The sequence below is a fragment of the Carnobacterium funditum DSM 5970 genome (assembly GCF_000744185.1).
In the GTDB taxonomy this organism is placed as follows: Bacteria; Bacillota; Bacilli; order Lactobacillales; family Carnobacteriaceae; genus Carnobacterium_A; species Carnobacterium_A funditum.
This window is the reverse complement of sequence record NZ_JQLL01000001.1, coordinates 568354-593582: the sequence shown is the minus strand read 5'-3', so window position 1 is coordinate 593582 and position 25229 is coordinate 568354. Positions and strand designations below refer to the sequence as shown.

The window sequence follows — 25229 nt, the reverse complement described above, 5'->3', positions numbered from 1 at the left end:
TACAATTTTTAAAAATAACACCCACATAAAAACTCTCGTCCGTTAAGTTATTAAAATCTGCAGGTACTAATTAAGAAGGTATCTTAATGGTTATTTTTTTACTCAGAATAGCCTCGTTCATATATGTTGCAATACGCAACCTTTTTTTCAATTAGATGTGTAAGTAGTAAAACGCCTACTACAATAATGGTTAAAATAATGCCTTCTTTTAACCAAGGAGTCTGGTATTTCAATGTTATTGAGTGTTTTCCAGACTTAATTGGTATAACCAACAAACTATTTAAAGCCTTTTTAGTTTCCACTGGTACACCATCAACTAAAGCTGACCAACCTTGACTATAAGGAATAGAAGTAAAAAGGAGTTGTTGATCAGGTTGAATGGTTAGGTTTCCTTGAATCAAGGTATTGCTTTGATTTTCTATAGTTAGATTATTTTGTTGTAATTTTTTAATCGCCGAAGAGAACAACTTTTGATCTAGCCGATACAATTCAAAATCTTTTAGTGATAGACTAGATTTTTTAAGTGCTACTTTAAAAGTAATCGTATCATCTTTATTTAAATGAGCTAGATTTAAAACCAATAAATCACGATAAGTGGAGTATTGAGTAAATGGGATACCATTCAAATAAAAAGTGACATCTTCTTCTTTGACATTGGGGTCTAATGTCAGATAATACGAATCATTTGTTTCTGGTTTAAACTGAAAAGTGACAGACGCATCTTCATTAAAAATTTGTTTTACGTAAGACTGATTTTGAGAGGAATGGCTTACAGAAACATTTTGATAAACAGTCGTGTCAAAGACAGTCGGAATGAATAGTTCAGTTTTATTGGATAATCCCGCTAAAGAACGTAATATATCTTCTTGAAACTGAATAGGCTGATTGCTGATTGGTTTAATATTTAAAATCTCTTTGTTGCTACCGAATAAAATTGGGAGTGCGTAAGGATTTTCGTATAAAACTGTTTTATCAGATTCATGAAAGGGCTGGTAGGCACGCAAATCAGGCTTAGTTTGAATTAAAGAAAGTTGAAAGCTTGTATTAATAGAATTAGCTGTTTGGTTATTTTCTATTTTTTCCAACAATGAAGTTTTTTTTAGCAAGCCTGTTTTCCCTTGAGGTCCTCGATAAAGTTCGTTTTGCTCACTGATATAATATTTAATTCCTAGTATTGAATCAGTAAGCAACGTTCCATTGGAATAAGAAACAAAACCATCACCAACTGGTAATCCAAGGTGACCGAAAAAATTCGGTATTTCTCTTTCGAAAGTAGAACTGAAATGGGAAACACTAGGAAAGTTAGCTTGAAAACTATCATTTTTAGATCTAGAAAAAGTTTTCTCAATCCTATAAAAGTCAGAATCTTTATTTTTAATAGTTGAAATGTCGGAATTTAACAAATGCTGGTAGGTTGAAAAAGAATCTTGTTTAACATAACTCAAACGAGATAAATCAATCTGTGCATTTGCTCCCATTTCAATGAGGGTTACTAGAAAAAATATAAAAGGAAGCCAATAGTAACGTTGTGGTTTGATTATGAGCATAAAGATAATTAGCAAGCTAAATACGATAGTTAAGACAATTTGACTTGGTTGAATAAAATCATACTCATTTTCATATACGCTTATTCCTATTATAGTTATTAAAATAACACTAAAAAATGTTTCAAGTGGTCTTAAACCGTGCATCTTCATAAAACTTCTATAACCATTTAAAATCATAAAAAAGCAAACGACAAAAGAAAATCGATAGGGGTACCAAATAGGGTATTGTAAAGCATGCCATACCATATTAAATGCTTTTAAATTCATCGATACAACAAAAAAAACAATCAGTAACAATCCAGTTATTCGCTCGCGTAGAGGAAAAGATCGGTTAGAAAAATAAAAACCAAAAGAAATAAGAGCTAGACTACCAATAAAAATATTTGGATATCCTGAAGGCATCTGATCAAAATTGAAGGCACCAATCATTAACTTAGATAACATTTCGTGAAATGGAAAAGAAAAATCCCAATCAAAAATTAATTTAGTATAACTAGCTTTACTCTTTAAAAGAGAATAAAAAGTAGGCAAAAGTAAAAATGCGCTCAATCCTGCTCCAAGTAAAGAATGCCATCCAAATAATAAAATAGAGGATAGATTTGCTTTGATTTTTTGTTTAAATGTTAATTTAGGTAAATAGGACATACCAACCAAACGAAATACAAAATAACCTACTAAAAAAAGACAAATCATATACGCTATATAATAGTTGGAAAATAAAGCTAATGCCAAAAAGAGAGAATAAGTTAATCCTTTTCTTTCAAAGAGCAGGATTTCAATGCCCATTGCAATTAATGGTAAAAAAATAAGTCCATCAAGCCACATGACATTCAATTGATTTACAATGGTATAGCCCATCAAGGCATAACTAACAGAGAAAGCTGCTAAAATAAACCCATGACCATTAAAAGATTTTTTTAATAACCATCCAAAACTTAAACCAGCTAGACTAATTTTTAATAGGGTTAAGCAAGTAATAGCTAAAGAAATTTGACTTTGTGGAAAAATCAAAAAGATAAGATTAAATGGACTGGTTAAATAATATGCCCAGAGTCCTACCATATCCCCACCTATTGCTTTTGAAAAAGAATAAAAAAAACTGCTGGGATCTTCATAAAAAGTTTGTCGATAATAAGAAAAAAAATCAACATATTGTTGTCCTAAATCTACGGTCAGTAGAGAACTGTTCCCAAAAGGATAAACACCTTGTACAATATAAATTCCAGCTAGAATAAAACCTGGAATAAAAAATGCTAATAATAAAGGCCACTGATTGTTAAAAAGAGATTTAATAGAAAATTGCAATATAATCACTCCAATAGAATAAGTCATTAAACTATATATAGTTATTCAATCTCTAGAATAGCATAAATTAATAAGGAATAATTAAAATTTCAGTCATTCAATGGTTAATTTTGGTACAATTTGTTACAATAGACAAAGTTAAGTTGAATAGGAAGGTGCTATATTGAAATCGAATAAAAAGAAAAGCAATAAAAAAAAGTCGCATATTCCTTTTCGTTTAAATCTTTTGTTTTTCACCGTTTTTTTGTTGTTTGCAGCCCTTATTTTACGGTTAGGTTATTTGCAAATAGTACAAGGAGAAGAATTCGAAACACAAGTTCAACGTACAGAAACTACGTTAGCAACAGGAACTGTTCCTCGGGGAGAAATTTATGACAGTCAATATCGAAAATTAGTAGGAAATAATCCACTACAAGCTATAACTTATACAAGAGGCAAGGGAGTATCCGCAAAAGATATGGCAACTCTAGCTTCAAAATTAGCTAAGTTTATAGATATACCACATACGACGCAATTAGAAATAGATAAAAAATTTGAGTTATCAAAAAGAGATTTACAAGATTTTTGGATAGCAATAAATGAAGAAAATCTAAATAAACGATTATCAAAAAAAGAGTTGGCATTAACAGGAACTGAATTTTACCAAGCACAAATCAGTTATATAACGGATGAAGATATCCAGCTTTCAACTGAGGAACAAAAAGCAGCTGCTATTTTTAAAAGAATGAACGGGGCCTATGCACTGTCAACTATTAATATTAAAAGTGAAAATGTAACAGATGAAGAAGTAGCTAAAGTAAGTGAAAACTTATTAACTTTACCAGGAATAGATACAGGAACAGATTGGGTTAGAACCTACCCACGAGGTAATATGTTAGGAAGTATTTTAGGGAAAGTCACAACTGAATCAAAAGGGTTACCAGACAATAAAGCAGCAACCTATCTCGCAAAAGGATATGCTAGAAATGACCGTGTAGGTAGCAGCGACTTAGAGTTACAGTATGAACAAGTACTTAGTGGATCAAAATCAAAATCTGCTACAGAAACCAATCAAAATGGAGATATTGTTAATACGGTTCAAAGTTACGTTGGAAAAAAAGGGGATAATCTCGTCTTAACAATCGATATGAATTTCCAAAAAATTGTTGAAGATATCGCTCGTAATTCATTAAAACAAAATCGACAAGGTTTAAATGATAGAGTATATGTTATTGCATCTGATCCAAATACAGGTGAAATAATGGCGATGACCGGTCAAAAAATAAATTCGGAAACAGGCGAAATTGAAGATCATGCTTTAGGTGCTATTAACGGAGCCTTTTCAGTGGGGTCATCTGTTAAGCCGGCTACCGTTTTAGCTGGATACATGGATGGTGTTTTAACGCTTGATGACAACACGCTTGTTGATGAGCCGTTGAAGTTCCCAGGTAGTGAAACCATTAGTTCAGTATTTAATAGAAGTGGAAGTGTGGAACTCAATGATATTTCAGCTCTCGAACGTTCATCGAACGTTTACATGTCAAAAGTTGCTATGCGCATGGGTGGCCAATACACTTATACACCGGGTGGTACATTAAATATTGATGGAGGAAAAATTGTATCTAAATTAAGGAATTATTATGCACAATTTGGTTTAGGATTGAAAACTGGGATTGATTTGCCAAACGAAGGTTCAGGATTTGTTGGCCCCGGAACTGATGGAATTGAACCGTTGTTTTTCTCATTTGGTCAATATGATACTTATACGCCAATTCAAATGAGTCAATATGTTAACACGCTTGCTAATGGTGGGAAAAGAATCGCACCTAGAATCGTGGATGAAATTAGAAACACAGATGAGAATGGGAATTTGGGGAATATTGAAACACAGATAGAACCAGAAATTTTAAATACAGTAAATGTAGGTAAGACTGAATTTTCTCGTGTGCAACAAGGAATGTATCAAGTAGTAAATGGAGCAAACGGTTCTGCAAGAGGAGCTTTTATTGGAGCTGAATATGAAGCTGCCGGAAAAACTGGAACAGCTGAAGCTAGCTATTATGGGCCAGTAGAAAGTGCAATCGGATCAGCGGTTATTAACCGTACTTTTATTGGATATGCACCGTTTGATAATCCAGAAATAACTGTAACAGTCGTCGTTCCATATTTACCTTTAAGCAATACGAATGGTGAAAATACAAAAATTGGTCGTCAAGTTTTGGATGCTTACTTCCGCGTAGGAGAATATAAAAATCTAGATGCAGATACAAAGAAAAATGAAACTGAATAAACAATAAAAAAATATAAACCTGTTAGCTTGTCATAAAGCTAACAGGTTTATATTTTTTTGTTTTAACGATCCATTAAAATATCTGCAATCTGTTGGAAGTCCATTTCGCTAGAAACTTCGTAAGTACCTGGTCTAATTAATGAGATATAATTATTTTGATCAAGAAATTTTTCGAATTCAGCAGAATCCTCAATAATGCCTTGATTTTTTATTTGTTGCACTGCGACGCTACTTGGATCACCATTATTTACAATGATTGTTGCTTTAGTTGCAGTATTTTTTTTTGATGCATCTGCTTTTTCATCAGATTCAAGGTTAGTTGAACTATCAGAACTCGTTGAGTTCTCTTTAGTTAATTCAGCTACTTCTGTTTCAGCTAATAACTCTTCATATTTCTCTTTATATGACAATTCTTCTTTACTTGGTTTTTTGGTCTCGACAGTAACCGGATTTTCAGCATTTAATTGAGGTTCGTATAGAAAGAAACGATGCCCGGCAAGAACAATGGCAGAGATTAAGAAACCAAGTGCTAAAAAACGTAATGCAGGTTTGCTCATTTAAAAACTCCTTTGTTCTAATTTTATTTTTTGTCAATGTATTCATCTATCACAACTTTGATGGTTGCTTGTGATAATCTTGTTTGGTTTGCTATATCTTCAGAAGAAACGCCTTGAGTATAAAGGGTAATGACGTGCTTTTTCAATACATCATGAATTTTTGCTGATACAGCTTTTTCTTCTGTATGAATGTTTAATTCTTCTTCTAAAACAGAAATACGTTTTTTTAATCCGTAGATATCTTGTAATAATTGTAGAGAAAGTTCTTCAAATTCTTCCTTAATTGCTTCACCATTATCTTTTTTATAAAAAGACCATCCAATTAAAGCAATGGCAACAACTAACAAGATAATAACTATTATCCATAAGTCCACTATTTTCACCTCTTTTATTTAAACTTCAAAATGATTTTAACATATTTCACTTTATAAAAGTAGTTTGTAAAATAAACTTAATTTAATTAATAAATGGTAAGTGACGTAAAGTAAAAAAACTTTACATGTTTAAAAAAAATACTAGCATGTTTCAAAAAAAAATGATATGATATTTAAGTCAGAAGTTTACGAAATGTAACTTCAAATATTGTTTATTGCTTGGAGGGAAAATCATGCGTGTAAATATCACATTGGAATGTACTGAATGTAAAGAACGTAATTACATCTCAAAGAAAAACAAACGTAATAATCCGGATCGTGTAGAATTTAAGAAATATTGCCCTCGCGAACGTGTTGTTACTTTACATCGTGAAACAAAATAACAACAGAATTTCTGTTGTTTTTTTTGTTTCACAACAAACCTTTTTATGTATAAATAGCAAAAACGCGAGGATATTATATTCTTAGCGTTTTTTTTTGGAGGCAGTTTAATATGGAAAAAAAGAACATTCGAAAAAAAGTGATTAAACAACTTAACGAATTGGACGTTGAACAAAAAGAAAAACAAGCAGAAGTCATAATTAAAACTTTATTTCAAACTTCTGAATGGAGTAACGCAAAGACTATCGCGGTAACGATGTCTCAGGATTTAGAATTAGACACCCAAGTTATAATTGAAAAAGCTTGGTCTGAGAATAAAGTAGTTGTTATTCCTCGTGCTAAAAAAGATAGAAAGATGGATTTTGTTGTTTATACTAAAGACACGCCAATAGAAATCTCATCTTTTGGGCTTAGAGAACCAATCCCTGATTTGTTAGCAATCTCAAAGTCTGAGATTGAGTTAATTGTGGTTCCCGGACTAGCTTATTGTGAATCTGGTTTTAGAATAGGATTTGGTGGCGGATATTATGATCGGTTCTTAGCAGATTATAAAGGAAAAACAATCTCTTTAGTTTTAAATGAACAAAAAATAAATTCATTTAAAGTCGACTCATTTGATATCCAAATTGATTTTTTGATTACAACTGAAAAGATAATTAACACAAAGAAATGAAAAATACGGTTTCTTCTATTTGTTGTCTACTATTTCATTTGGTATACTTTTATTAGCTAATGAAAGGGTGGTTTAGGAATGGAAACATGTGAAGTTTTTTTTAGTAATGGCTATTCACTAAATGTTGACTTATCTCAAAGTGCTTTTATCGAAGTGATGAGTACGGAAGATGGTTTATTGGATAATAGATTAATATTATTAGAAACTATAGAAGGTGAATCTATCTACGTGAATCCCTTGCAGATTGTTTCGGTAAGGACGTCTTTTTCTGAAATGGCAGAAAATAACAGGAATGTTTGGAAAGAATCAGAAAACAAAAAAAAAGAAAGCCATAATCTAGAAGCTGTTAAGAGTTTAAGTGAAAACATCAAAAACATGGAATAAAATCAACTTTTATTAGAATTCACCCCGCGACTGGACAGAATATTGTCTATACTGGGGTTTTTTTATAAAAAAATAATAGCTATAAATACAATTTTTTTGCAGTACATATAAATACTTAAAAAATAAAATGAACTGTCTAAATTTTGTTGGCGTGAACGGTTTATTTATATGTTATAATTAGACGATAGTTTCTATTTTAAAAATGCATTGTATTTGTATATACTGTTGTTTAAATAGGCTAAAGATTGGAGTGAAGCTATTGGATTATCAAACACAAATGAAAGTAAAGCGTTTTTTCAGACAGCCCTTACTAACCTATTTATTTTTAAGTATTCAAATTATTTTATTTATCTTAATGACTTTTAATGGGGGAAGCACAAATACAAATACTTTAATTGAATATGGGGCAAAGTTTAATCCTTTTATTGTTTTAGGACAGTGGTGGCGTTTGATTACACCGGTGTTTTTACATATAGGCTGGATGCATTTGCTCATTAATTCCGTTATTTTATATTTTTTGGGCATTCAATTAGAAAATTATTTTGGTCATTGGCGCTTCGGATTAATATATTTATTAAGTGGTTTTGCAGGGAACATAGCTAGCTTTGCGTTTAATAATTCTATTTCAGCTGGAGCGAGTACGGCAATTTTCGGGCTGTTTGGAGCCTCTTTGGTACTAGGGAAAATTTATCCATATAATCCTGCCATTCAACAGATGGCGCGAAATTTTTTGCTTTTAGTCGTTATTAATTTAGTTTTTGGTGTTTTCGACTCAACTATTGATTTATCAGGGCATATCGGTGGACTTGCTGGAGGTTATCTCCTTTCAACGGCAATTAGCGTCAAAGATTCATCGTCAAATTCACTAAAGAAACGTCTTTTGTATGCGGGGATTTTTATTATGTTATCAATTTTTTTGATTGCTTTAGGTTATTGGAGAATCCAATTACTATTAGGATAAGAGACGGTGATTTTTTTGAAAACACTTTATGATGTTCAACAGATTTTAAAGAGGTACGGTATTTTTATATATGTTGGTAAGAGAATGTGGGACATTGAACTAATGATGATTGAGTTGAAAAAAATACACAATCAAGGTTTAATCGAAGACACTGAATATTTTAAAGCGCTTCTAATTCTAAAAAAAGAGCACAGTATAGAAAAAGAAAAAGAAAAATGAAAAATACTGGAGGAAAAAGTTATGTCAAAAAAATTAATTGGAATTGATTTGGGTGGAACAACAGTTAAATTAGCAATATTGACTGAAACGGGAGAAATTCAGAAAAAATGGAGTGTTTTAACTGATATATCTGATGAAGGATCTAAAATAATTCCATCTATTGTAAATTCTATTAATGAACACATTGAACGCTATAACATGTCAAAAGATGATTTTATTGGAATTGGCATGGGTTCTCCAGGGACAGTAAATCGAGTAAATGGTACGGTAGCGGGTGCTTATAATCTTAATTGGAAATCATTGCAGCCAGTGAAAACTATAATAGAGTCTGGAACAGGTATTCCTTTTGCGATTGATAATGATGCCAACGTAGCTGCGCTTGGTGAGCGTTGGAAAGGTGCGGGAGAAAATGGTGACAATATGGTATTTCTAACTTTAGGCACCGGAGTTGGAGGTGGAATCGTGGCAGAAGGAAATTTATTGCACGGAACGGTAGGTGCTGCCGGTGAAGTAGGCCATATTACGGTTGAACCAGAGGGCTATCAATGCACTTGTGGGAAAAAAGGGTGTCTTGAAACCGTTGCAAGTGCAACTGGAGTGGTGCGTTTAGCACGTGATTATGCAGATAAATATGCTGGAGAATCAAAATTGAAAATAGCCATCGATGATGGTCAGCTTGTAACAGCTAAAGATGTATTTGATTATGCTAAACAAAATGATGACTTAGCAGTAAAAGTAATAGATAAAGTAGCTTTTTATTTAGGCTTGGCCTGTGGAAATATAGCCAACATTTTAAACCCTTCCACGATTGTAATTGGTGGTGGCGTCTCAAATGCTGGCGAATTTTTACTTGATAAAATTCAAGATTATTTTAATACCTTTACTTTTCCAGCAGTTCAAAATAGCTGTAAAATTCGTTTAGCGCAATTGGGAAATGATGCTGGTGTTATCGGTGCAAGTTCTTTAATAAAAGAACTCATGTCTAAAAAAGATGATTTTCAAAAAGGTTCTCATTAAAATAAATTATTGGTAGAGCAGTTAATTGAACTGCTCTTTTTTTTTTGAAGTACACCAATAGTTAAAACAAGCTAAAGAAAAAAGGCTATGCTATAATTAGTTATCGCAATTGAATAAAGAAAGAGGTAGGTAGCATCCAGCTTAATAATAACCAGAAACAAAAGGTGATAACATGAAAACAGCTATAGCTACTATGATGAAGTTAACGTTAATGTTAATGTTGCTTTTTTGCGTATTCTTTTTAATAAGTTGCAGCAAAGCATCAACCATTCCTGAAAAAAAGGAAAAAGAAAAAGTTCTCCATGAACTTCCTCTTGAATATGAGAACTTTAGAAAAATTATTGGTTGGGTATCTGATGAAGAAGTTCTTGTTCATGCAGTGAAAGAAAAAAGAGATATGTTGTATCTCTTTAACCTATTTAATGGAAAATTGACTACAGTGTATGAGGCTGATGCTATTATATTAACGGCAGTTATCTCAGAAGACAAACAAAAAATATTTATTCAAACTGTTGGTGAGGATAATCGGGAATTAAAAATAATCAACCTTTCCGGAACAATCGAACAAAAAACGACTATTCAAACGAATGGTTATTTAAATATAAATTGGAATCCTGTTGATCAGAATAATTTGTTTATTTCTTATTATAAGCACGAAGAAGAAATGATTGTTCAGAAATGGGATATCAAAACCAATCAAATAACGGATGTCAAATCTAGTTCATTAACGCCCATTTGGTATTCAGCAAATCTTTATCTGTATGTAGACAACCTAAATGACTTTTCCTTGCAAACAGGTAATTTGTATATGGGAGATATCCGTACAAAAAAAGTTACTCAAATCCGCAGTCAAGTAGCAGATTTTTATTTAAACAACGATACTTTTATTACGTTTTCTCCATCTGACTTTAGTAAAGATGAATTATTATTAAATCGACAATATCCATTTATGGTAGATAATGGTTTCATAACCATTCCAAAAGTCTCAATGAATGATCGCTTAGTTTTTCCTTATTTAACTCAATCAAGTAGAGAGCAAGCCATTTATGGGATATTTGCCAAGAATTCAACACAGTTAGAAATAAAGTCTGGAGATTTTCAGTTTAGTAAGCTAAATTTTGACACGCAAAAAATTGAGCCAATTATTGACTTGCCCGATAATGCGCCAATTAGTATCTCAAAGGATGGAAATTACAGTCTTTATGGCTGGCGTTATGAATATATGATTGACTTAGAGAAACAAAAGTTATATCCATTAATTCAGTCTGAGTAATTTTTCTTATTAAATCGACAAACTTAAGCTTATTTGTAAAAAAAACTAGTAAAACGCCTTTCTCTTGTGTACAATTATTGATGTGAGTATGAGATGAGAGGGGTATTTTGAATTGAACGCTAATGTAATATTGAACATTGTTTTATTGATTATTATTATTGTATGGGGCGGTTATGAACTTTTTCAATATTTTAACCGTAAACGTGCATCAGTCGAATTGACTGCTGCAGAATTTAAAAAAGAAATGCGTAGGGTTCAATTGATAGATGTTCGTGAAAAAAATGATTTTGATGCTGGACATATTCTTGGAGCTAGAAACATACCTTATTCTTTATTTAAAACAAGAATGGTTGAAATTAGAAAAGATCAACCTGTTTATCTTTATGATTACAATAAAACATTAAGTAGCAGAGCAGCTGTTAGGTTGCATAAGGCTGGTTACACAGAATTGTACCGCTTGAAGGGCGGTTACCGTGATTGGACGGGTAAAATTAAAAAACACAAATAGATTAAAAATCGTCTCTTTTAAAGAGGCGATTTTTTTATCTATTTGATTAATGTTAATCCTCGTCTTTGATATCAATATCTTCTGGAGGCAATTCGTTCAAATAATCTTGTATTTCTGCCTTGTATGTTTCTAATGATTTTAAATATAGGTTGAATTGTTGCTTATTGACCAAAAAATCTTCCCCATCTGATACAGTACGAATTTGTTTTTCACGAACAAGACGATAAACTTCCGAAATTTCAATATCCAAATACTCTGCGGTTTCTTCAAGTGTTAGATACATTTGACAACCCTCCATTCATTTTGGTTAACTCTATTTTACGCCAAATCAAACAGAAAAACGAGTAATGACTTTACTATCTGTACTTAAGTATACCGATAGTATACCGATTTTTTCAGCTATTGTGTTACAATAAAGATGTTATCTTTTATTTTATTCAGTTCTAATGGAATCATTATTTTCTTAGATTTCAAACAAATAAAACTAGAAGTACCTAAAAAAAACACAATTATTTATAGACATTATTAGTTGTTTTATTTAATAATAAACACTATTCTAATAGTGTTTTTAAAATTAACTAATCAAGTAATCGACTTTTATAAGATGGCGACAAGGTGAATAGTTGTCTGTAGAAAGGAGAGGTTGAGTTGCCTAATGGAATGTCTTATTTCAAGATTTTTGGCAGCGTAAAATTATGAAAAAAACTGAGATTATCGCTCATCGTGGAAGTAAAGGGACTCATCCAGAAAATACGCTAATTGCCTTTGAAGAAGCTATTCGAGTAGGAAGTGACGGGATTGAATTAGATGTTCATTTAACCAGCGATGGAAATGTGGTTGTTATCCATGATGAAACGGTAAATAGAACGAGTAACGGAGAAGGTTTAGTTCGAAATTTTTCTTTAGAAGAATTAAAAATGTTGGATATGGGTAGTTGGTTCAACTCAAACTATAAAATGTGTTCCATACCTAGTTTACAAGAGGTGGTAGATTTATTAAACCAGACTCAATTTAAAGGTCTATTGAATATTGAACTTAAAACAAATAAGTATGCTTATAAAGGTATTGAAAAAAAAGTTTTAGACATACTTCGTAAGCAATCAAATGCATTCTCAGTTGTTTTTTCAAGTTTCAATTATCAGAGTCTTATTCGACTTAAAAAGATAGATGAAAAAGCTGAGATTGCTTTATTGTTCGAAGATTATGGAGAAAATAGAACCCTATTAAATCAGCGTATTCTTGTCGAAATGTGGCATCCTAGTTTGGAATGGTTTAAAAGTGTTGATTTAGATCAAACTTCAAAAGTTCCAGTCCGACTTTGGACGATTAATAGTGAAGAAGACTTAATTTATTGTTTCAATAAAAAAGTAACCGGTATTTTTACAGATTTTCCAAAAAAGGCTATTGCTATTCGAAATGAGAAATAATTTGTATGTTAAAGGAGAAAAAAAGTGGCTAGATCTAAAGTTATTGTGATTGTCGGTCCTACTGCAGTCGGGAAAACCAGTTTAAGTATTGCATTGGCAAAAGAATACGATGGTGAAATCATCAGCGGGGATTCAATGCAAATTTACAAGCAGTTAAATATAGGTACAGCAAAAGTATCCATAGCAGAACAAGCGGGAATACCTCATCATCTAATTGATGAAGTAACTGTTAGTCAAAGTTATACGGTATCTGATTTCCAAAAAAAAGGAAGACGATTGATTCAAGACATTACAGCTAGAGGTAAAATTCCGATTATTGTCGGTGGGACGGGCCTATATATTGAATCCCTATTACATGATATTAGTTTGGGAGGCGCTGGAAAAAGTGATTTAGCTTTTCGTGTACAAAAAGAATCAGAAGCTGAGCTTTTTGGTGTAACGCACTTATGGAATGAACTTGAGAAACTGGACCCAGTAGCAGCGAAAACAATCCATGCTAATAATGTAAGACGTGTTATTCGTGCATTAGAAGTTCACCATACGACTGGTATTCCTTTTTCTAAATACCAAGAAGAACATGAAGACAAAGAACCGTTATTTGATGAAAAAATAATAGGCTTAACTACGGATCGTTCTATTTTATACAATCGTATTAACGAACGTGTGTACAAAATGATTGATGAAGGCCTCGAGTTAGAAGCCCGATGGTTATTTGACCAGAATCTCCAGAATGCTCAAGCTTTAAAAGGGATTGGTTATAAGGAGTGGATTCCGTATTTTAATAAAGAGGAATCTATTGAAAATGTGGTTACTGAAATTCAAAAAAATTCAAGAAGATACGCTAAAAGACAGTTAACGTGGTTTAGAAATCGAACTAAAAATGTTAGTTGGTGGGATTTAGTAAAAGAACCAGAAACTGAAATAAAATTAAAAGAAGAAATTAACTATTTTTTGACTGTGTAGCTATAAAAAGAAAGGCAGGTCATAGAGATGGAAACAAAAAAAGAACAAGAAAAAGTTGTGTTAGTTGGAGTTCAAACAAGAGAAACAAATTCTGATTTCACCTATTCTTTAAAAGAATTAGCTCAATTGACAGAAACAGCATTAGGAAGAGTTGTTGGAGAGTTGACGCAAAAAAGAGAGCGTGTCGACTCTCGTACCTTTTTAGGAAAAGGCAAATTAGAAGAGTTAGCTCAGCTAGTTGAAGAAACGGAAGCGGACGTGGTGATTTTTAATCAAGCATTGACTCCTGGACAGACTAGAAATATTCAAGAAGTGATTGATATAAAAATTATTGATCGAATTCAACTAATATTAGATATTTTTGCCATGCGTGCTAAAAGTAAGGAAGGTAAATTACAAGTTGAGTTAGCCCAGCTACAATATATGTTGCCTCGTTTAGCTGGACAAGGAATCGGTTTATCTCGTTTAGGTGGTGGTATTGGAACAAGAGGTCCCGGTGAAACGAAATTAGAAACAGACCGTCGTCATATTCGTGACCAGGTTAACGATATTAAAAAAACATTAAAAGAAACCGAAAAACATCGTAGTCGAAGTCGGATACAGCGTAAAGAAAGTGGGATATTTCAAGTTGGTTTGATTGGTTATACGAACGCTGGGAAATCGACATTATTAAATGCTCTTACTCAAGCAGATACGCATGAAGAAGATCAGTTATTTGCTACCTTGGATCCTTTAACAAGAAAACTGGTATTGCCGACAGGGACAATGGTAACATTGACTGACACAGTTGGATTTATTCAAGATTTACCAACTGAGCTGATTGAAGCCTTTCAATCAACCTTAGAAGAAACACGCAATGTTGATTTATTATTGCATGTGGTTGATTCTTCTGCTGAAAATATGGCAGGGCATGAGAGAACGGTAATAAAATTATTAAAAGATTTGGGTATGGATCATATTCCGCTTTTAACCGTTTATAATAAAAAAGATTTAGCAGATCAGTTATTTTCACCTGGATTGTTTCCTAATGTTTTCATATCAGCAAGAGATTCATCCGATGTAGTAATCTTGCTAGAGGAGATTATAAATCGAATGAAAAGTATTATGATTCCTTATCAAATTAGGATTAACGTATCCGAGGGGCATAAATTGGTCCGTCTGAAACAAGAAACGCTGTTAACATCAGAGGAATATGTAGAAGAAGCAAATAATTATCTCGTTAAGGGATTTATCAAAAAAGAGTCAAAGTGGAATGGAGAGAATCAATTAAAATGAGTTGGAATAGCCAATATGATACAACGTTAAATAAAAGAATAAAAAATGTTGAAGAAAAAATCAAACCTGTTCATGAACAAATACATGAAAATGCTTTGTCAAATCAATTTAAGGTGTTATCAAGTTTTAGGTATAAAAAGGTAACTGAACAAAATTTTAATCCTTCAACGGGCTATGGCTACGATGATTATGGTCGAGATATTCTAGAAGAAATTTATGCTGATGTATTTAAAGCAGAAGCAGGACTTGTTCGACCACAAATTATTTCTGGAACTCATGCAATAGCAACGGCTTTATTCGGTATTATGCGACCTGGTGATGATTTATTATATATTACTGGAACTCCTTATGACACCTTATTAGAAATTGTTGGTGTGACTGGAAAAGGCATTGGTTCGTTTAAAGAATACCAGATGGGCTATGATTACGTTGAGCTCTTAAAAGATGGTAGTGTTGATTTAGAACAAGTAAGAGACAAAATGACAGTGAAAACAAAGGTAGTAGCCATTCAGCGTTCGCGCGGATATGCTGATCGTCCCTCTTTTACAATTGAAAAGATTGAAGAAATGATTCAATTCGTCAAATCTGTTGATCCATCAGTGATTGTTTTTGTTGATAATTGCTATGGCGAATTTGTTGAGCAAAAAGAACCAATAGAAGTTGGAGCTGATTTAATAGCAGGTTCTTTGATTAAGAATCCTGGTGGAGGTTTAGCAAAAACGGGTGGATACATTGTTGGTAAGTTAGATTTAATCGAAGCTTGTGCCTACCGATTAACGTCCCCTGGAATTGGCCGAGAAGCTGGAGCTTCTTTATATAGTCTACAAGAAATGTATCAAGGCTTTTTTATGGCTCCTCATGTAGTTGGGGAAGCTTTAAAAGGGGCAGTCTATACCGCTGCTCTCTTAGAATCATGCGGTATAGAGAGTTCTCCCAAGTGGAATGATGAAAGAACAGATCTCATACAAATGATTTCATTAAATGATAAAGAGCAGATGATTCAATTTGCGCAGACCATTCAAAAATATTCTCCAATTAATGCTCATGTAACGCCAGTTGGTTCTTATATGCCTGGTTATGAAGATGATGTAATCATGGCTGCTGGAACGTTTATACAGGGATCTAGTATTGAATTAACGGCCGATGGTCCAATTCGTCCACCATATACTCTTTATGTTCAAGGTGGTCTGACTTATGAGCATATTAAATTAGCAGTTAGTTCAGCAGTTTCAGAATTATTTTTTTAAAATTATTTTAAAAAGATAGTATAAAACATGCTATCAAAAAAGTAATGCTAACTATCATAGTTTTTGTTGTGATAGTTAGCATTACTTTTTTTTGGTTTACTCATTTAACCATAGCTTAAAAACTAACATGTACATGTTATAAAAATTTTGACAATCACATTAAGCCTTGGTAAAGTAATAAACGAAGAAAATAAAAAAAGCTCCACTATGAAAGGGAGAATTTTATAATTATGAAAAATTTTACTAAAGAAGAAATAGTCAGCAACGCAAAAGAAAATAATGTTCGTTTTTTACGCTTGATGTTTACTGATATAGATGGAACTGTTAAAAATGTTGAAGTACCTATCAGTCAATTAAATAAAGCATTAAATAATGAAATGATGTTTGACGGTTCTTCTATTGATGGTTTTGTCCGAATTGAAGAAAGTGATATGTTATTATATCCAGATTTAGGTACTTGGTTGATTTTCCCATGGGAAATAGGAAGTGAAAATGGGAAGGTTGCTCGTTTAATTTGTGATATTTATAATGCAGATGATACGCCCTTTGCTGGTGATCCACGTACAAATTTAAAACATGCTTTAAAGGAAATGGAAGAAATGGGCTTTACTGAGTTTAATTTAGGACCAGAACCTGAATTTTTCTTGTTTAAATTAGATGGAAATGGCAAACCAACACTTGAATTAAACGATAATGCTGGTTACTTTGATTTCGCTCCAACTGATTTAGGTGAAAATTGCCGTCGTGAAATAGTATTGCACCTTGAGGACTTAGGTTTTGAAATTGAAGCTAGTCATCATGAAGCAGCTCCTGGACAGCACGAAATTGATTGGAAGTACGCTGATGCTCTGGAAGCCTGTGATAATATTCAGACTTTTAAATTAATTGTCAAAACGGTTGCTCGTGAACATGGATTGCATGCAACCTTTATGCCTAAGCCTTTAGAAGGTGTAAGTGGTTCAGGAATGCATTTTAATATGTCTTTATTTAACGAAAACGGCAATGCCTTTTGTGACGAATCTGATGATTTAGGATTAAGTAAAGTTGCCTACCAATTTTTAGCTGGAACAATACATCATGCTTTAGCTTATACGGCAGTTTGTAATCCGACGGTCAACTCTTATAAAAGGTTGATTCCTGGTTATGAAGCTCCAGTTTATGTAGCTTGGAGCGCACGTAATCGCTCACCTCTGATTCGTGTACCAAGTTCTCGTGGTATGTCTACTCGAATTGAGTTACGTAGTGTTGACCCTAGTGCTAACCCTTATCTTGCATTGGCAGTCCTATTAAAATCAGGATTAGATGGAATTAAAAATGAAATGGTCCCTGCAGCACCCATTGATCGCAATATTTATCGTATGACTTCTGAAGAGCGTCATGAAAAAGGAATCATTGATTTACCAACAACGCTGCACAACGCTTTAAAATATTTGAGTCAAGATGAAATAGTTAAAGATGCACTTGGTTCACATATATATAACAGTTTTATTACATCGAAGAAAGTAGAATGGGCAGCTTATCGTGAACAAGTTTCTGAATGGGAACAAGAAAAATATATGACTTTATATTAAACAAATTACATTTGATGTTGGTAAGAACTTAAGTAGATGAAATTTTTTTAAAAAAAGAACAGCCAAATGGTTGTTCTTTTTTTACATTTTTAACACAATAAAGGTTATAAAAATAAATCAATGTTAGAACATGTAACATGAGGGTTAATTAATGATTGACAGCTGAAAAAAATATTGCTATTCTTAAAATGTAATAAGAGGAGGATTAAAATGAAAGAAAAAGAGCTAAGGCGTTCAATGGCCGTCTTTACAATAGGTACGGTTATGAAATTAACAGATTTAACCGCACGACAAATACGGTATTATGAAGAACAGAACTTAATACAACCTGAAAGAAACGAAGGTAACCGTAGAATGTTCTCTTTAAACGATGTTGATGCACTTCTCGAGATAAAAGACTATATAGCTGAAGGAATTAATATGGCTGGTATTAAACGTATCTATGAGCTCAAGAAATCAGGAGCACGCAAAAGTAATAAAAAAGAAAAAAATGATGCTACATTGACTGATGATGATGTCAGACGTATTCTTCATTCTGAATTTTTATCTATTAGTGGTTTTAACCCTAATAATAAAACACCTTTTGTTGATCCAGATCGGCACTATTAATTAAGCGAAAAAGTAGTAGAGCTATTAAATAGATTAAGTACGAACTTTTTAAAGTGAATGTTGGCTTTCAATTTCATAAAAATCTAAAAAAGCTATTGAGTCTGTTTGTATTATTTTTGTATCAAACCAGTTAAAATAAATTCTAGGAAAAGAGGAAAATAAAATGGATTCAATACTCGTGCTGTTTGAAAAACGTATCCGAGATAATAAAAGCTTGACTCCAAAAATGAGAGATATTCTTAAAGCAAGTTTAGAATTATTCTCTGGGAAGGGCTATTCAAATACCTCAACAAAAGATATCGCAACGGCAGCAAATGTAGCAGAAGGAACGATATTTAAACATTTTGGATCTAAAGAGAATTTATTATATGCTACGTTAATACCGCTTTTAAAACATACTTTAGCTCAAGAATGGAAAGAACAGTTAATAATAGTCAATCAAAATATAAAAAAATATCCTTTCCCTATTTTTTTAAGAGAAATAGTAGGCAATAAAGTGACCTATGCAGGGGATAATATTAAAGTTTTCAAAATTCTATATATGGAATTAATTTACCAAGAAAGTATGCGGAAAAACCTTTTAACGTTAATCCCGAAAGAGAATGTAAAAGCAATTAATGATATGCTTAACTATTATAAAAAAGAAAAACAAGTAATAGATATTCCGAATAAAGAATTGTTTCGATTTATAGCAGGTACATTGATGACTTTTGTTTTAACAAGTGAATTAATCCCCTCTACAGAGAAGGAAAAGACAAAAGAATTGGAAAATATGGTCAATTTTTTAATTAAAGGACTATCGCCCAAGAAACAACTTGACATTGATTGTGAATAGATTTATAGTATTAAAGTATATAAGTGAGTGATTGCTCACTTATAATCAGAGCGGAAGGTGTGAGATAGTAATGGCTTTTCTAGAAGTAAAAAAACTGAATAAACACTATCCAATTGGAGATGATAAACAATTCCATGCATTGAAGGATATCGACTTATCATTTGAAAAAGGTGAGTTAGTATCTATTATTGGAGAGTCAGGTAGTGGGAAATCAACGTTGATGAACCTTTTTGGTGGACTCGACTCAAAATTTACTGGAGAAATTCTAGTAGATGGAGAAAACATTAAACAATATACAGAAAATCAAATGGTTCAGTACCACAAAGAAAAAATAGGGTTTGTCTTTCAGAGCTTTAATCTCGTATCTCATTTATCGATTTTAGATAACGTTACATTGGCTATGACTTTGTCAAACGTGGACAAAGAAACTCGTATTGAAAGAGCAAAAACTATTTTGGATCAATTAGGATTAAATGATCAATATGAAAAGAAACCAAATCAGTTATCTGGAGGTCAGAAACAGCGTGTTGCGATAGCTAGAGCGCTAGTAAATGATCCAGACATTATTATTGCAGATGAACCAACAGGAGCTTTGGACTCGGAAACAAGTGAACAAGTACTTAATATTATCCAGCAAATCGCTGAAAGTGGAAAGCTTGTTATTCTTGTGACACACTCAGAACTTGTAGCAGAAAGGTCTAGCCGTGTTGTAACTATTGCAGACGGTGAAATCATCGATGATAAACAAAAAGGTTCATTAAAGGAAGTAGGAAATACCTTTACTTTACGTCCACTTAATGAAAAACAAAAAAATAAAAACTTATCCCTTTTCTCAGCCATACGTATGGCCCTTTTAAATATGAAAGAAAAGTTAGGGAGAAATGTCTTAATTGCATTAGGCGGAAGTATTGGAATTATGAGTATCGTCCTTATGTTATCTTTAGGAAAAGGAGTTAATGATTACTTAACAGAAACGATGAATGAAAATGTCAATCCTTTAGTCATTGAAGCCTCGATGACCGATGCAACAGAGTCTGAAGAGGCTAAAAAAGAACGAGAAGAAAAAGAAGGTAAAGAAAATAAAACCAATGAAGAAGTACCTACTTTACCCGGAGAAAATAGTGGTGGTAACCAAAGTACAGAAGTAGAATTCACCGGCCCACCAGGTACAGGAAGTAAAGTATCATTTGGAGAAGAAAATATTAAAGAACTTCAAGAGATTGACAATGTAAAAAATGTTACAAAAGGATTCACTTCATTCTCTTTTACTAAAAATGCCATTGAGTTCGAGAATGAAAGTTACACTTATATGAATTTTGGTACAGTATCGCCAGATATCACGCCTTCTAATATTATTTTTGGAGAATTACCTAAAAATAATGAAGTGTTAATTACAGAAGGGCTTGCGACAAGTATAAAGGATAATGCAGCTGATATGATTGGGGAAGAAGTTAACGTAAAGATTGATACTGGTGAGGATACGTTGGAAAGTACGTATACAATTAGTGGTATTTTTAATCCAGGAGATTCAGCAGGCCCGGCAGGTATTTTTGATTCTGTGTTTATGACTATGGAAACCTTTAAAAATTTGAATAAAGAAGCAGATAAAGAGATAGATGCAAATGTTCTTTATCTTACTTCTGAGTCTGAAGAATTTACGAAAGAAATTAAGGATCAGGTAAAAGAATTAGGTTATGCAGGTTCGTCTGCAGATATCTTGACCGATATCTTTAGCAAAATGTTAGATATTTTTACGTACATTCTGACAGGGGTAGCCGGAATTTCCTTACTAGTGTCTGCAATCATGATACTGACTGTTTTGTATATCAGCGTTGTAGAACGAACTCAAGAAATTGGTGTTATCAAGGCTATTGGTGGTCGTAAAAAAGATATCAGAAGAATTTTTGTTTCTGAATCATTTTTAATTGGATTATTTAGTGGAATACTTGGTGTTGGATTTGCTTTAGGATTCTCTTTTTTTGGAAATGTATTTATTGAAAGAACCTTTGATACAACAGTCCTTCATATGACTCCTACATTTGCAATAGCTGGAATTCTCGTTAGTGTTCTTATTAGTGTTCTTGCAGGTTTGCTGCCCGCAAATAAAGCAGCTAAATTAGATCCTGTAGAAGCATTAAGAAGAGGCTAGACGGCTATAAATAGATATTAAGGGTGTATAAATACAGTGTATTTGCTCAAAATTTACGATATACTTTAAATAATAGATAGATTTATGCTGTAATAAATTTATTTAATGGTCTGACGATAGCCTACATGATTTTATGTAGGCTATTATTTATGTATAAACATAATCTGAGTATACATAAATATGTAATAAGTAGTCTATATAAGATTTTATAAAAAAAGCACCCACAATTAAGTGAGTGCTTTTTTTAACCTAAATCAATTACGAACTAGTTTGCAATTGATTATTTAATTTTATACTAAAAATGTTGTTGCATTGATGTTTTTGTTACTTAATTTTCATGCTATTTACGTCTCAGGAGAGGTTCGAACTCCCGACCGTTCGCTTAGAAGGCGAATGCTCTATCCAGCTGAGCTACTGAGACATTTCTTAACAACAGAATTTATTATATGGGAAAATGAATAAAAAGTCAATACTATTTTGTATTTGTTTTATTTTATTTTATTTCATATATATAGCATACATATATATTTTTTTCACATGGTAATTTTTTAGCTATAAAAAATTTTTATTTTCGTTATTTATGAAACATGTGAAAAAGCATATTTTAAAAGTGTTACTCGATTAAATATAAAAATAAAACAAGCATGCTTTTTTATCTTATTGTGAAATTCGGTAGAAAATTAGAGACGAAAGAGTGTAGATAGTTGGTTTTATTGTATCTTGCCATTTCACAAGAAATACTATATGTAGTGTGAAAATAACTTGTGAATATAAGTGTTATCTATATATGGTATATGTTATGTTTGTAAAACCACTAAATTTTGTGTAAGATATTAGAAGTAGAAAGGAGTTACAGCTGCTACAAGAAGCGTAACTTCAATACCAATATTTTAATTCAAAGGGGTAATTATAATGGCTCATAACAGAATAATCATTTATTCAAAACCAAATTGTATGCAGTGTAACTTCACTAAAAAATATTTAGATGACAAAGGTGTGGACTACACGATAAAAGATATTTTTGAATCGGAAGTCGCACTAGAAGAAGTAAAAGAATTAGGCTTTACTTCTGTTCCAGTTATCTCAGTTGAAGGTAAAGAAGCATTCAATGGTTTTCGTCCCGATCTTCTAGATCAACTAGTATGAAAATTGTTTATATGTCTTTAACAGGACAAACTAGAAAGTTTGTTAAAAAGCTAGATATGGATTTGTTGGAGATCACTCCCACGAATCCTTATATTTTTATTAAGGAGCCATTTATAGTAGTTGTCCCGACATATGAAATTGAAGCAACTGAAATGATGAATGATTTTATTGAAACAGGAGATAATCTTTCGTATTTCAAAGGTGTAGTTGGTGGAGGAAATTTAAATTTCGGGAAATTATTTGTTTTTACAGCAAAAGATATAGCAAAAAAATACGATGTTCCTTTATTACATGCTTTTGAGTTTCAAGGAAATGAAGAAGATGTTCGAAAATTAAAGAAAGCGGTGAAAGAACTTGGATAAACCAGTATTATCAACCAAACCAAAAGATGTTACGTATTTTAAATTAAACAATGAATTAAATCGCCCCGTAAATGGAACTATTCCATTAAATAAAGATCGTGAAGCAGTCCGAGCTTACTTTTTGGAATTTGTTAATCCTAATACGGTTTTCTTTTATACATTAGATGAAAAATTAAATTACTTGATAAAAGAAGATTATATTGAAGAAGAATTTTTAAACCAATATGAGCGTGCATTTGTAAAAGAATTATTTGAAGATATTTATAGTCGTAAATTTCGTTTCCGCTCATTTATGTCTGCGTTTAAATTTTATACACAATATGCTTTGAAAACGAATGATGGAGAACGCTTCTTAGAGCGTTATGAAGATCGCATTGTTTTCAATGCTTTATATCTAGCTGGTGGAGATAAAGAAGTTGCGCGTACAATTGCTGACGAAATTATAAATCAACGTTATCAACCAGCAACACCAACTTTTTTAAATGCTGGGCGTAAAAGACGTGGCGAATTAGTTTCTTGTTTCCTTGTTCAAGCAACAGATGATATGAACAGCATCGGACGTGTGATAAATAGTGCATTGCAATTATCTCGTATCGGTGGAGGAGTAGGTGTTAATCTTTCAAACTTACGTGCTGCAGGAGATCCAATTAAACAAATTGAAAATGCTTCAAGTGGTGTTATACCAGTTATGAAGTTATTAGAAGATAGTTTTAGTTATTCTAACCAATTAGGTCAACGTAACGGTGCTGGAGCAGTATATTTAAATGTGTTTCATCCAGATATTGTTTCTTTCTTATCGACTAAAAAAGAAAATGCTGATGAAAAAATTCGAGTTAAAACATTATCACTTGGCTTAGTTGTACCGGATAAGTTCTACGAACTAGCTGCTCATGATGAGCAAATGTACTTATTTAGTCCATATGATGTTGAGCGTATTTACAACAGACCATTTGCTTATGTGGATATCACAAAAGAGTATGAAAATATGGTGAACAACGAAGAAATACGTAAATCAAAAATTAGTGCACGTGAACTAGAAAATGAAATATCGAAGTTACAACAAGAATCGGGCTATCCTTATATTGTCAATATCGATACAGCAAATCGAGAAAATCCAGTTTATGGAACCATTACGATGAGTAATTTATGTAGTGAAATCCTACAGATTCAAGAACCATCACTAATTAATGATGATCAAACTTATGAAACACTAGGAACGGACATTAGTTGTAATTTAGGTTCTACAAATATCGTTAATTTAATGAAAACGACTAATTTTGGTCAATCTGTTGATGCGATGGTTCGTGCATTAACGATGGTAACAGATCAATCTAGCATCGCTGCAGTCCCTTCTGTTAAAAATGGGAATGATAAGTATCATACTATCGGACTTGGTGCTATGGGGCTGCATACGTTCTTAGCTTTAAATCAAATAGAATATGGGTCACCTGAGTCAGTTGAATTTACTGATGTCTATTTTATGATGCTAAACTATTATACGTTGCAATCTAGTAATAGAATTGCAAGAGAACGTCAAAAAACGTTCCATAATTTTGAGAAGTCCTCTTATGCAACTGGGGAGTATTTTGATAAATATATTAAAAATGATCACACATTTGATAGTGAAAAAGTTGAAAGTTTATTTAAAAACTTATCTATTCCGACAAAAGAAGATTGGCTAAATCTTAAAAATACTATCATGACTGATGGTTTGTATCATCAAAATCGTTTAGCTGTGGCTCCAACAGGATCAATTAGTTATGTGAATGAAACCTCAGCAAGTTTACACCCAATCACTCGTCTGATTGAAGAACGTGAAGAAAAGAAAACAGGAAAAACATACTATCCTGCACCATTCTTATCCAATGAGACGTTACCTTATTATAAATCTGCTTACGATATTGATATGCGCCGTGTTATCGATGTATATGCAGCTGCTCAAAAACACATTGATCAAGGGATGAGCCTAACTTTATTTATGCGTTCGGATATTCCAGAAGGTCTGTACGAATGGAAAGAGGGACGTACGACAAAGCAAACAACTCGTGATTTAAATATTTTACGTCACTACGCTTGGCGCAAAGGGATTAAATCCCTTTACTACGTACGTACTTTTACAGAGAACTCAGAAGAGATAGGATCAAATGACTGCGAAAACTGTAGTATTTAAGAGGAGT

24 protein-coding genes and 1 tRNA gene are annotated in these 25229 nt (G+C 32.5%); 20 read left to right on the top strand and 5 right to left on the bottom strand.

Annotated features, from left to right (window positions below; genetic code table 11):
• Window positions 1–98: 98 nt before the first annotated feature.
• The gene (locus BR44_RS02615; RefSeq protein WP_245592981.1) at window positions 99–2861 is read right to left on the bottom strand and encodes a YfhO family protein; all 2763 of its coding nucleotides are present in this window, start codon (window positions 2859–2861) and stop codon (window positions 99–101) included.
• Window positions 2862–3015: 154 nt separating this feature from the next.
• Between BR44_RS02615 and BR44_RS02610 the strand changes: the two genes are divergently transcribed.
• Window positions 3016–5121: a peptidoglycan D,D-transpeptidase FtsI family protein gene (locus BR44_RS02610; protein ID WP_034550403.1), complete on the top strand. Its 2106-nt coding sequence runs from the start codon at window positions 3016–3018 to the stop codon at window positions 5119–5121.
• A 62-nt stretch (window positions 5122–5183) separates the two neighbouring features.
• On the opposite strand, the gene BR44_RS02605 is transcribed toward BR44_RS02610, so the two are convergent.
• Together BR44_RS02605 and BR44_RS02600 are read right to left on the bottom strand one after the other, a co-directional pair.
• Complete coding sequence (locus tag BR44_RS02605) at window positions 5184–5678, bottom strand: MltG/YceG/YrrL family protein (RefSeq protein ID WP_034550402.1); 495 nt, start codon at window positions 5676–5678, stop codon at window positions 5184–5186.
• Window positions 5679–5701: 23 nt separating this feature from the next.
• Window positions 5702–6052, bottom strand: a complete 351-nt coding sequence (locus tag BR44_RS02600; RefSeq protein ID WP_034550400.1) for a FeoB-associated Cys-rich membrane protein — start codon at window positions 6050–6052, stop codon at window positions 5702–5704.
• 233 nt (window positions 6053–6285) lie between these two features.
• Here BR44_RS02600 and rpmG point away from each other — a divergent pair, with 233 nt between their 5' ends.
• From rpmG to BR44_RS02560, 8 genes are all read left to right on the top strand, one after another.
• Window positions 6286–6435, top strand: a complete 150-nt coding sequence (gene rpmG / locus BR44_RS02595) for a 50S ribosomal protein L33 (protein ID WP_034536796.1) — start codon at window positions 6286–6288, stop codon at window positions 6433–6435.
• Window positions 6436–6545: 110 nt separating this feature from the next.
• Window positions 6546–7106 (top strand): 5-formyltetrahydrofolate cyclo-ligase, encoded by a 561-nt coding sequence (locus BR44_RS02590; RefSeq protein WP_034550397.1) that lies wholly within the window; start codon window positions 6546–6548, stop codon window positions 7104–7106.
• A 78-nt stretch (window positions 7107–7184) separates the two neighbouring features.
• Window positions 7185–7490: a hypothetical protein gene (locus BR44_RS02585; RefSeq protein WP_034550395.1), complete on the top strand. Its 306-nt coding sequence runs from the start codon at window positions 7185–7187 to the stop codon at window positions 7488–7490.
• Window positions 7491–7749: 259 nt separating this feature from the next.
• A complete protein-coding gene (locus BR44_RS02580) occupies window positions 7750–8451 on the top strand; it encodes a rhomboid family intramembrane serine protease (protein WP_034550392.1) in 702 nt (233 codons plus the stop codon).
• A 15-nt stretch (window positions 8452–8466) separates the two neighbouring features.
• Window positions 8467–8670, top strand: coding sequence for a YqgQ family protein (locus BR44_RS11700; protein ID WP_034552842.1), 204 nt, complete (start codon window positions 8467–8469; stop codon window positions 8668–8670).
• 21 nt (window positions 8671–8691) lie between these two features.
• Window positions 8692–9687 carry an ROK family glucokinase gene (locus BR44_RS02570; protein WP_034550390.1) on the top strand — a complete coding sequence of 332 codons (996 nt, stop codon included), beginning with the start codon at window positions 8692–8694 and terminating at the stop codon, window positions 9685–9687.
• 172 nt (window positions 9688–9859) lie between these two features.
• The gene (locus BR44_RS02565; protein WP_034550388.1) at window positions 9860–10960 is read left to right on the top strand and encodes a YqgU-like beta propeller domain-containing protein; all 1101 of its coding nucleotides are present in this window, start codon (window positions 9860–9862) and stop codon (window positions 10958–10960) included.
• A 112-nt stretch (window positions 10961–11072) separates the two neighbouring features.
• A complete protein-coding gene (locus tag BR44_RS02560; protein WP_034550386.1) occupies window positions 11073–11468 on the top strand; it encodes a rhodanese-like domain-containing protein in 396 nt (131 codons plus the stop codon).
• Between the two features lie 52 nt (window positions 11469–11520).
• Here BR44_RS02560 and BR44_RS02555 read toward each other — a convergent pair whose 3' ends face one another.
• Entirely contained in the window at window positions 11521–11751 is a 231-nt protein-coding gene (locus BR44_RS02555; protein WP_034550384.1) for an excisionase family DNA-binding protein, read from the bottom strand.
• A 412-nt stretch (window positions 11752–12163) separates the two neighbouring features.
• On the opposite strand from BR44_RS02555, the gene BR44_RS02550 reads away from it, so the two are divergent.
• The 8 genes from BR44_RS02550 to BR44_RS02515 all read left to right on the top strand — a co-directional run bounded on the left by BR44_RS02550 (window position 12164) and on the right by BR44_RS02515 (window position 21544).
• Complete coding sequence (locus tag BR44_RS02550; RefSeq protein WP_034550382.1) at window positions 12164–12895, top strand: glycerophosphodiester phosphodiesterase; 732 nt, start codon at window positions 12164–12166, stop codon at window positions 12893–12895.
• 24 nt (window positions 12896–12919) lie between these two features.
• Window positions 12920–13858: a tRNA (adenosine(37)-N6)-dimethylallyltransferase MiaA gene (gene miaA / locus BR44_RS02545; RefSeq protein WP_034550380.1), complete on the top strand. Its 939-nt coding sequence runs from the start codon at window positions 12920–12922 to the stop codon at window positions 13856–13858.
• Between the two features lie 27 nt (window positions 13859–13885).
• Window positions 13886–15133 (top strand): GTPase HflX, encoded by a 1248-nt coding sequence (gene hflX, locus BR44_RS02540; protein WP_034550379.1) that lies wholly within the window; start codon window positions 13886–13888, stop codon window positions 15131–15133.
• Window positions 15130–16380, top strand: coding sequence for a methionine gamma-lyase family protein (locus BR44_RS02535; protein WP_034550377.1), 1251 nt, complete (start codon window positions 15130–15132; stop codon window positions 16378–16380). Before hflX ends, BR44_RS02535 begins: the two co-directional genes overlap by 4 nt.
• Window positions 16381–16610: 230 nt before the next feature.
• A complete protein-coding gene (glnA, locus tag BR44_RS02530; protein ID WP_034550375.1) occupies window positions 16611–17951 on the top strand; it encodes a type I glutamate--ammonia ligase in 1341 nt (446 codons plus the stop codon).
• A 210-nt stretch (window positions 17952–18161) separates the two neighbouring features.
• Entirely contained in the window at window positions 18162–18560 is a 399-nt protein-coding gene (locus tag BR44_RS02525; protein WP_034550373.1) for a MerR family transcriptional regulator, read from the top strand.
• A 163-nt stretch (window positions 18561–18723) separates the two neighbouring features.
• Window positions 18724–19395, top strand: coding sequence for a TetR/AcrR family transcriptional regulator (locus tag BR44_RS02520; protein ID WP_034550371.1), 672 nt, complete (start codon window positions 18724–18726; stop codon window positions 19393–19395).
• A 70-nt stretch (window positions 19396–19465) separates the two neighbouring features.
• Window positions 19466–21544, top strand: coding sequence for an ABC transporter ATP-binding protein/permease (locus BR44_RS02515; RefSeq protein ID WP_034550369.1), 2079 nt, complete (start codon window positions 19466–19468; stop codon window positions 21542–21544).
• Between the two features lie 347 nt (window positions 21545–21891).
• Here the strand turns inward: BR44_RS02515 and BR44_RS02510 are convergent.
• A tRNA-Arg gene (locus BR44_RS02510) sits at window positions 21892–21965 on the bottom strand.
• A gap of 491 nt (window positions 21966–22456) precedes the next feature.
• Between BR44_RS02510 and nrdH the strand changes: the two genes are divergently transcribed.
• Genes nrdH through nrdE form a run of 3 tightly spaced genes read left to right on the top strand, consistent with a single transcriptional unit; the run spans window position 22457 to window position 25222 of the window.
• Window positions 22457–22690, top strand: a complete 234-nt coding sequence (gene nrdH / locus BR44_RS02505; protein WP_034550367.1) for a glutaredoxin-like protein NrdH — start codon at window positions 22457–22459, stop codon at window positions 22688–22690.
• On the top strand, window positions 22687–23052 hold the full coding sequence (nrdI, locus tag BR44_RS02500; RefSeq protein ID WP_034550364.1) for a class Ib ribonucleoside-diphosphate reductase assembly flavoprotein NrdI: 366 nt from the start codon (window positions 22687–22689) through the stop codon (window positions 23050–23052). The genes nrdH and nrdI overlap by 4 nt, the downstream gene beginning before the upstream one ends.
• Window positions 23045–25222, top strand: coding sequence for a class 1b ribonucleoside-diphosphate reductase subunit alpha (nrdE, locus tag BR44_RS02495; protein WP_034550362.1), 2178 nt, complete (start codon window positions 23045–23047; stop codon window positions 25220–25222). The genes nrdI and nrdE overlap by 8 nt, the downstream gene beginning before the upstream one ends.
• The last annotated feature ends 7 nt before the right edge of the window (window positions 25223–25229 follow it).

Bases quoted from the DNA above. Each gene is read 5' to 3' on its own strand.
- BR44_RS02550 (WP_034550382.1), top strand. From the start codon at position 12,164: ATGAAAAAAACTGAGATTATCGCTCATCGTGGAAGTAAAGGGACTCAT.
- BR44_RS02570 (WP_034550390.1), top strand. From the start codon at position 8,692: ATGTCAAAAAAATTAATTGGAATTGATTTGGGTGGAACAACAGTTAAA.
- BR44_RS02565 (WP_034550388.1), top strand. From the start codon at position 9,860: ATGAAAACAGCTATAGCTACTATGATGAAGTTAACGTTAATGTTAATG.
- hflX (WP_034550379.1), top strand. From the start codon at position 13,886: ATGGAAACAAAAAAAGAACAAGAAAAAGTTGTGTTAGTTGGAGTTCAA.
- BR44_RS02605 (WP_034550402.1), bottom strand. From the start codon at position 5,678: ATGAGCAAACCTGCATTACGTTTTTTAGCACTTGGTTTCTTAATCTCT.
- BR44_RS02535 (WP_034550377.1), top strand. From the start codon at position 15,130: ATGAGTTGGAATAGCCAATATGATACAACGTTAAATAAAAGAATAAAA.
- BR44_RS02555 (WP_034550384.1), bottom strand. From the start codon at position 11,751: ATGTATCTAACACTTGAAGAAACCGCAGAGTATTTGGATATTGAAATT.
- BR44_RS02515 (WP_034550369.1), top strand. From the start codon at position 19,466: ATGGCTTTTCTAGAAGTAAAAAAACTGAATAAACACTATCCAATTGGA.
- BR44_RS02585 (WP_034550395.1), top strand. From the start codon at position 7,185: ATGGAAACATGTGAAGTTTTTTTTAGTAATGGCTATTCACTAAATGTT.
- BR44_RS02520 (WP_034550371.1), top strand. From the start codon at position 18,724: ATGGATTCAATACTCGTGCTGTTTGAAAAACGTATCCGAGATAATAAA.
- rpmG (WP_034536796.1), top strand. From the start codon at position 6,286: ATGCGTGTAAATATCACATTGGAATGTACTGAATGTAAAGAACGTAAT.
- glnA (WP_034550375.1), top strand. From the start codon at position 16,611: ATGAAAAATTTTACTAAAGAAGAAATAGTCAGCAACGCAAAAGAAAAT.
- nrdI (WP_034550364.1), top strand. From the start codon at position 22,687: ATGAAAATTGTTTATATGTCTTTAACAGGACAAACTAGAAAGTTTGTT.
- BR44_RS02525 (WP_034550373.1), top strand. From the start codon at position 18,162: ATGAAAGAAAAAGAGCTAAGGCGTTCAATGGCCGTCTTTACAATAGGT.
- nrdH (WP_034550367.1), top strand. From the start codon at position 22,457: ATGGCTCATAACAGAATAATCATTTATTCAAAACCAAATTGTATGCAG.
- BR44_RS02590 (WP_034550397.1), top strand. From the start codon at position 6,546: ATGGAAAAAAAGAACATTCGAAAAAAAGTGATTAAACAACTTAACGAA.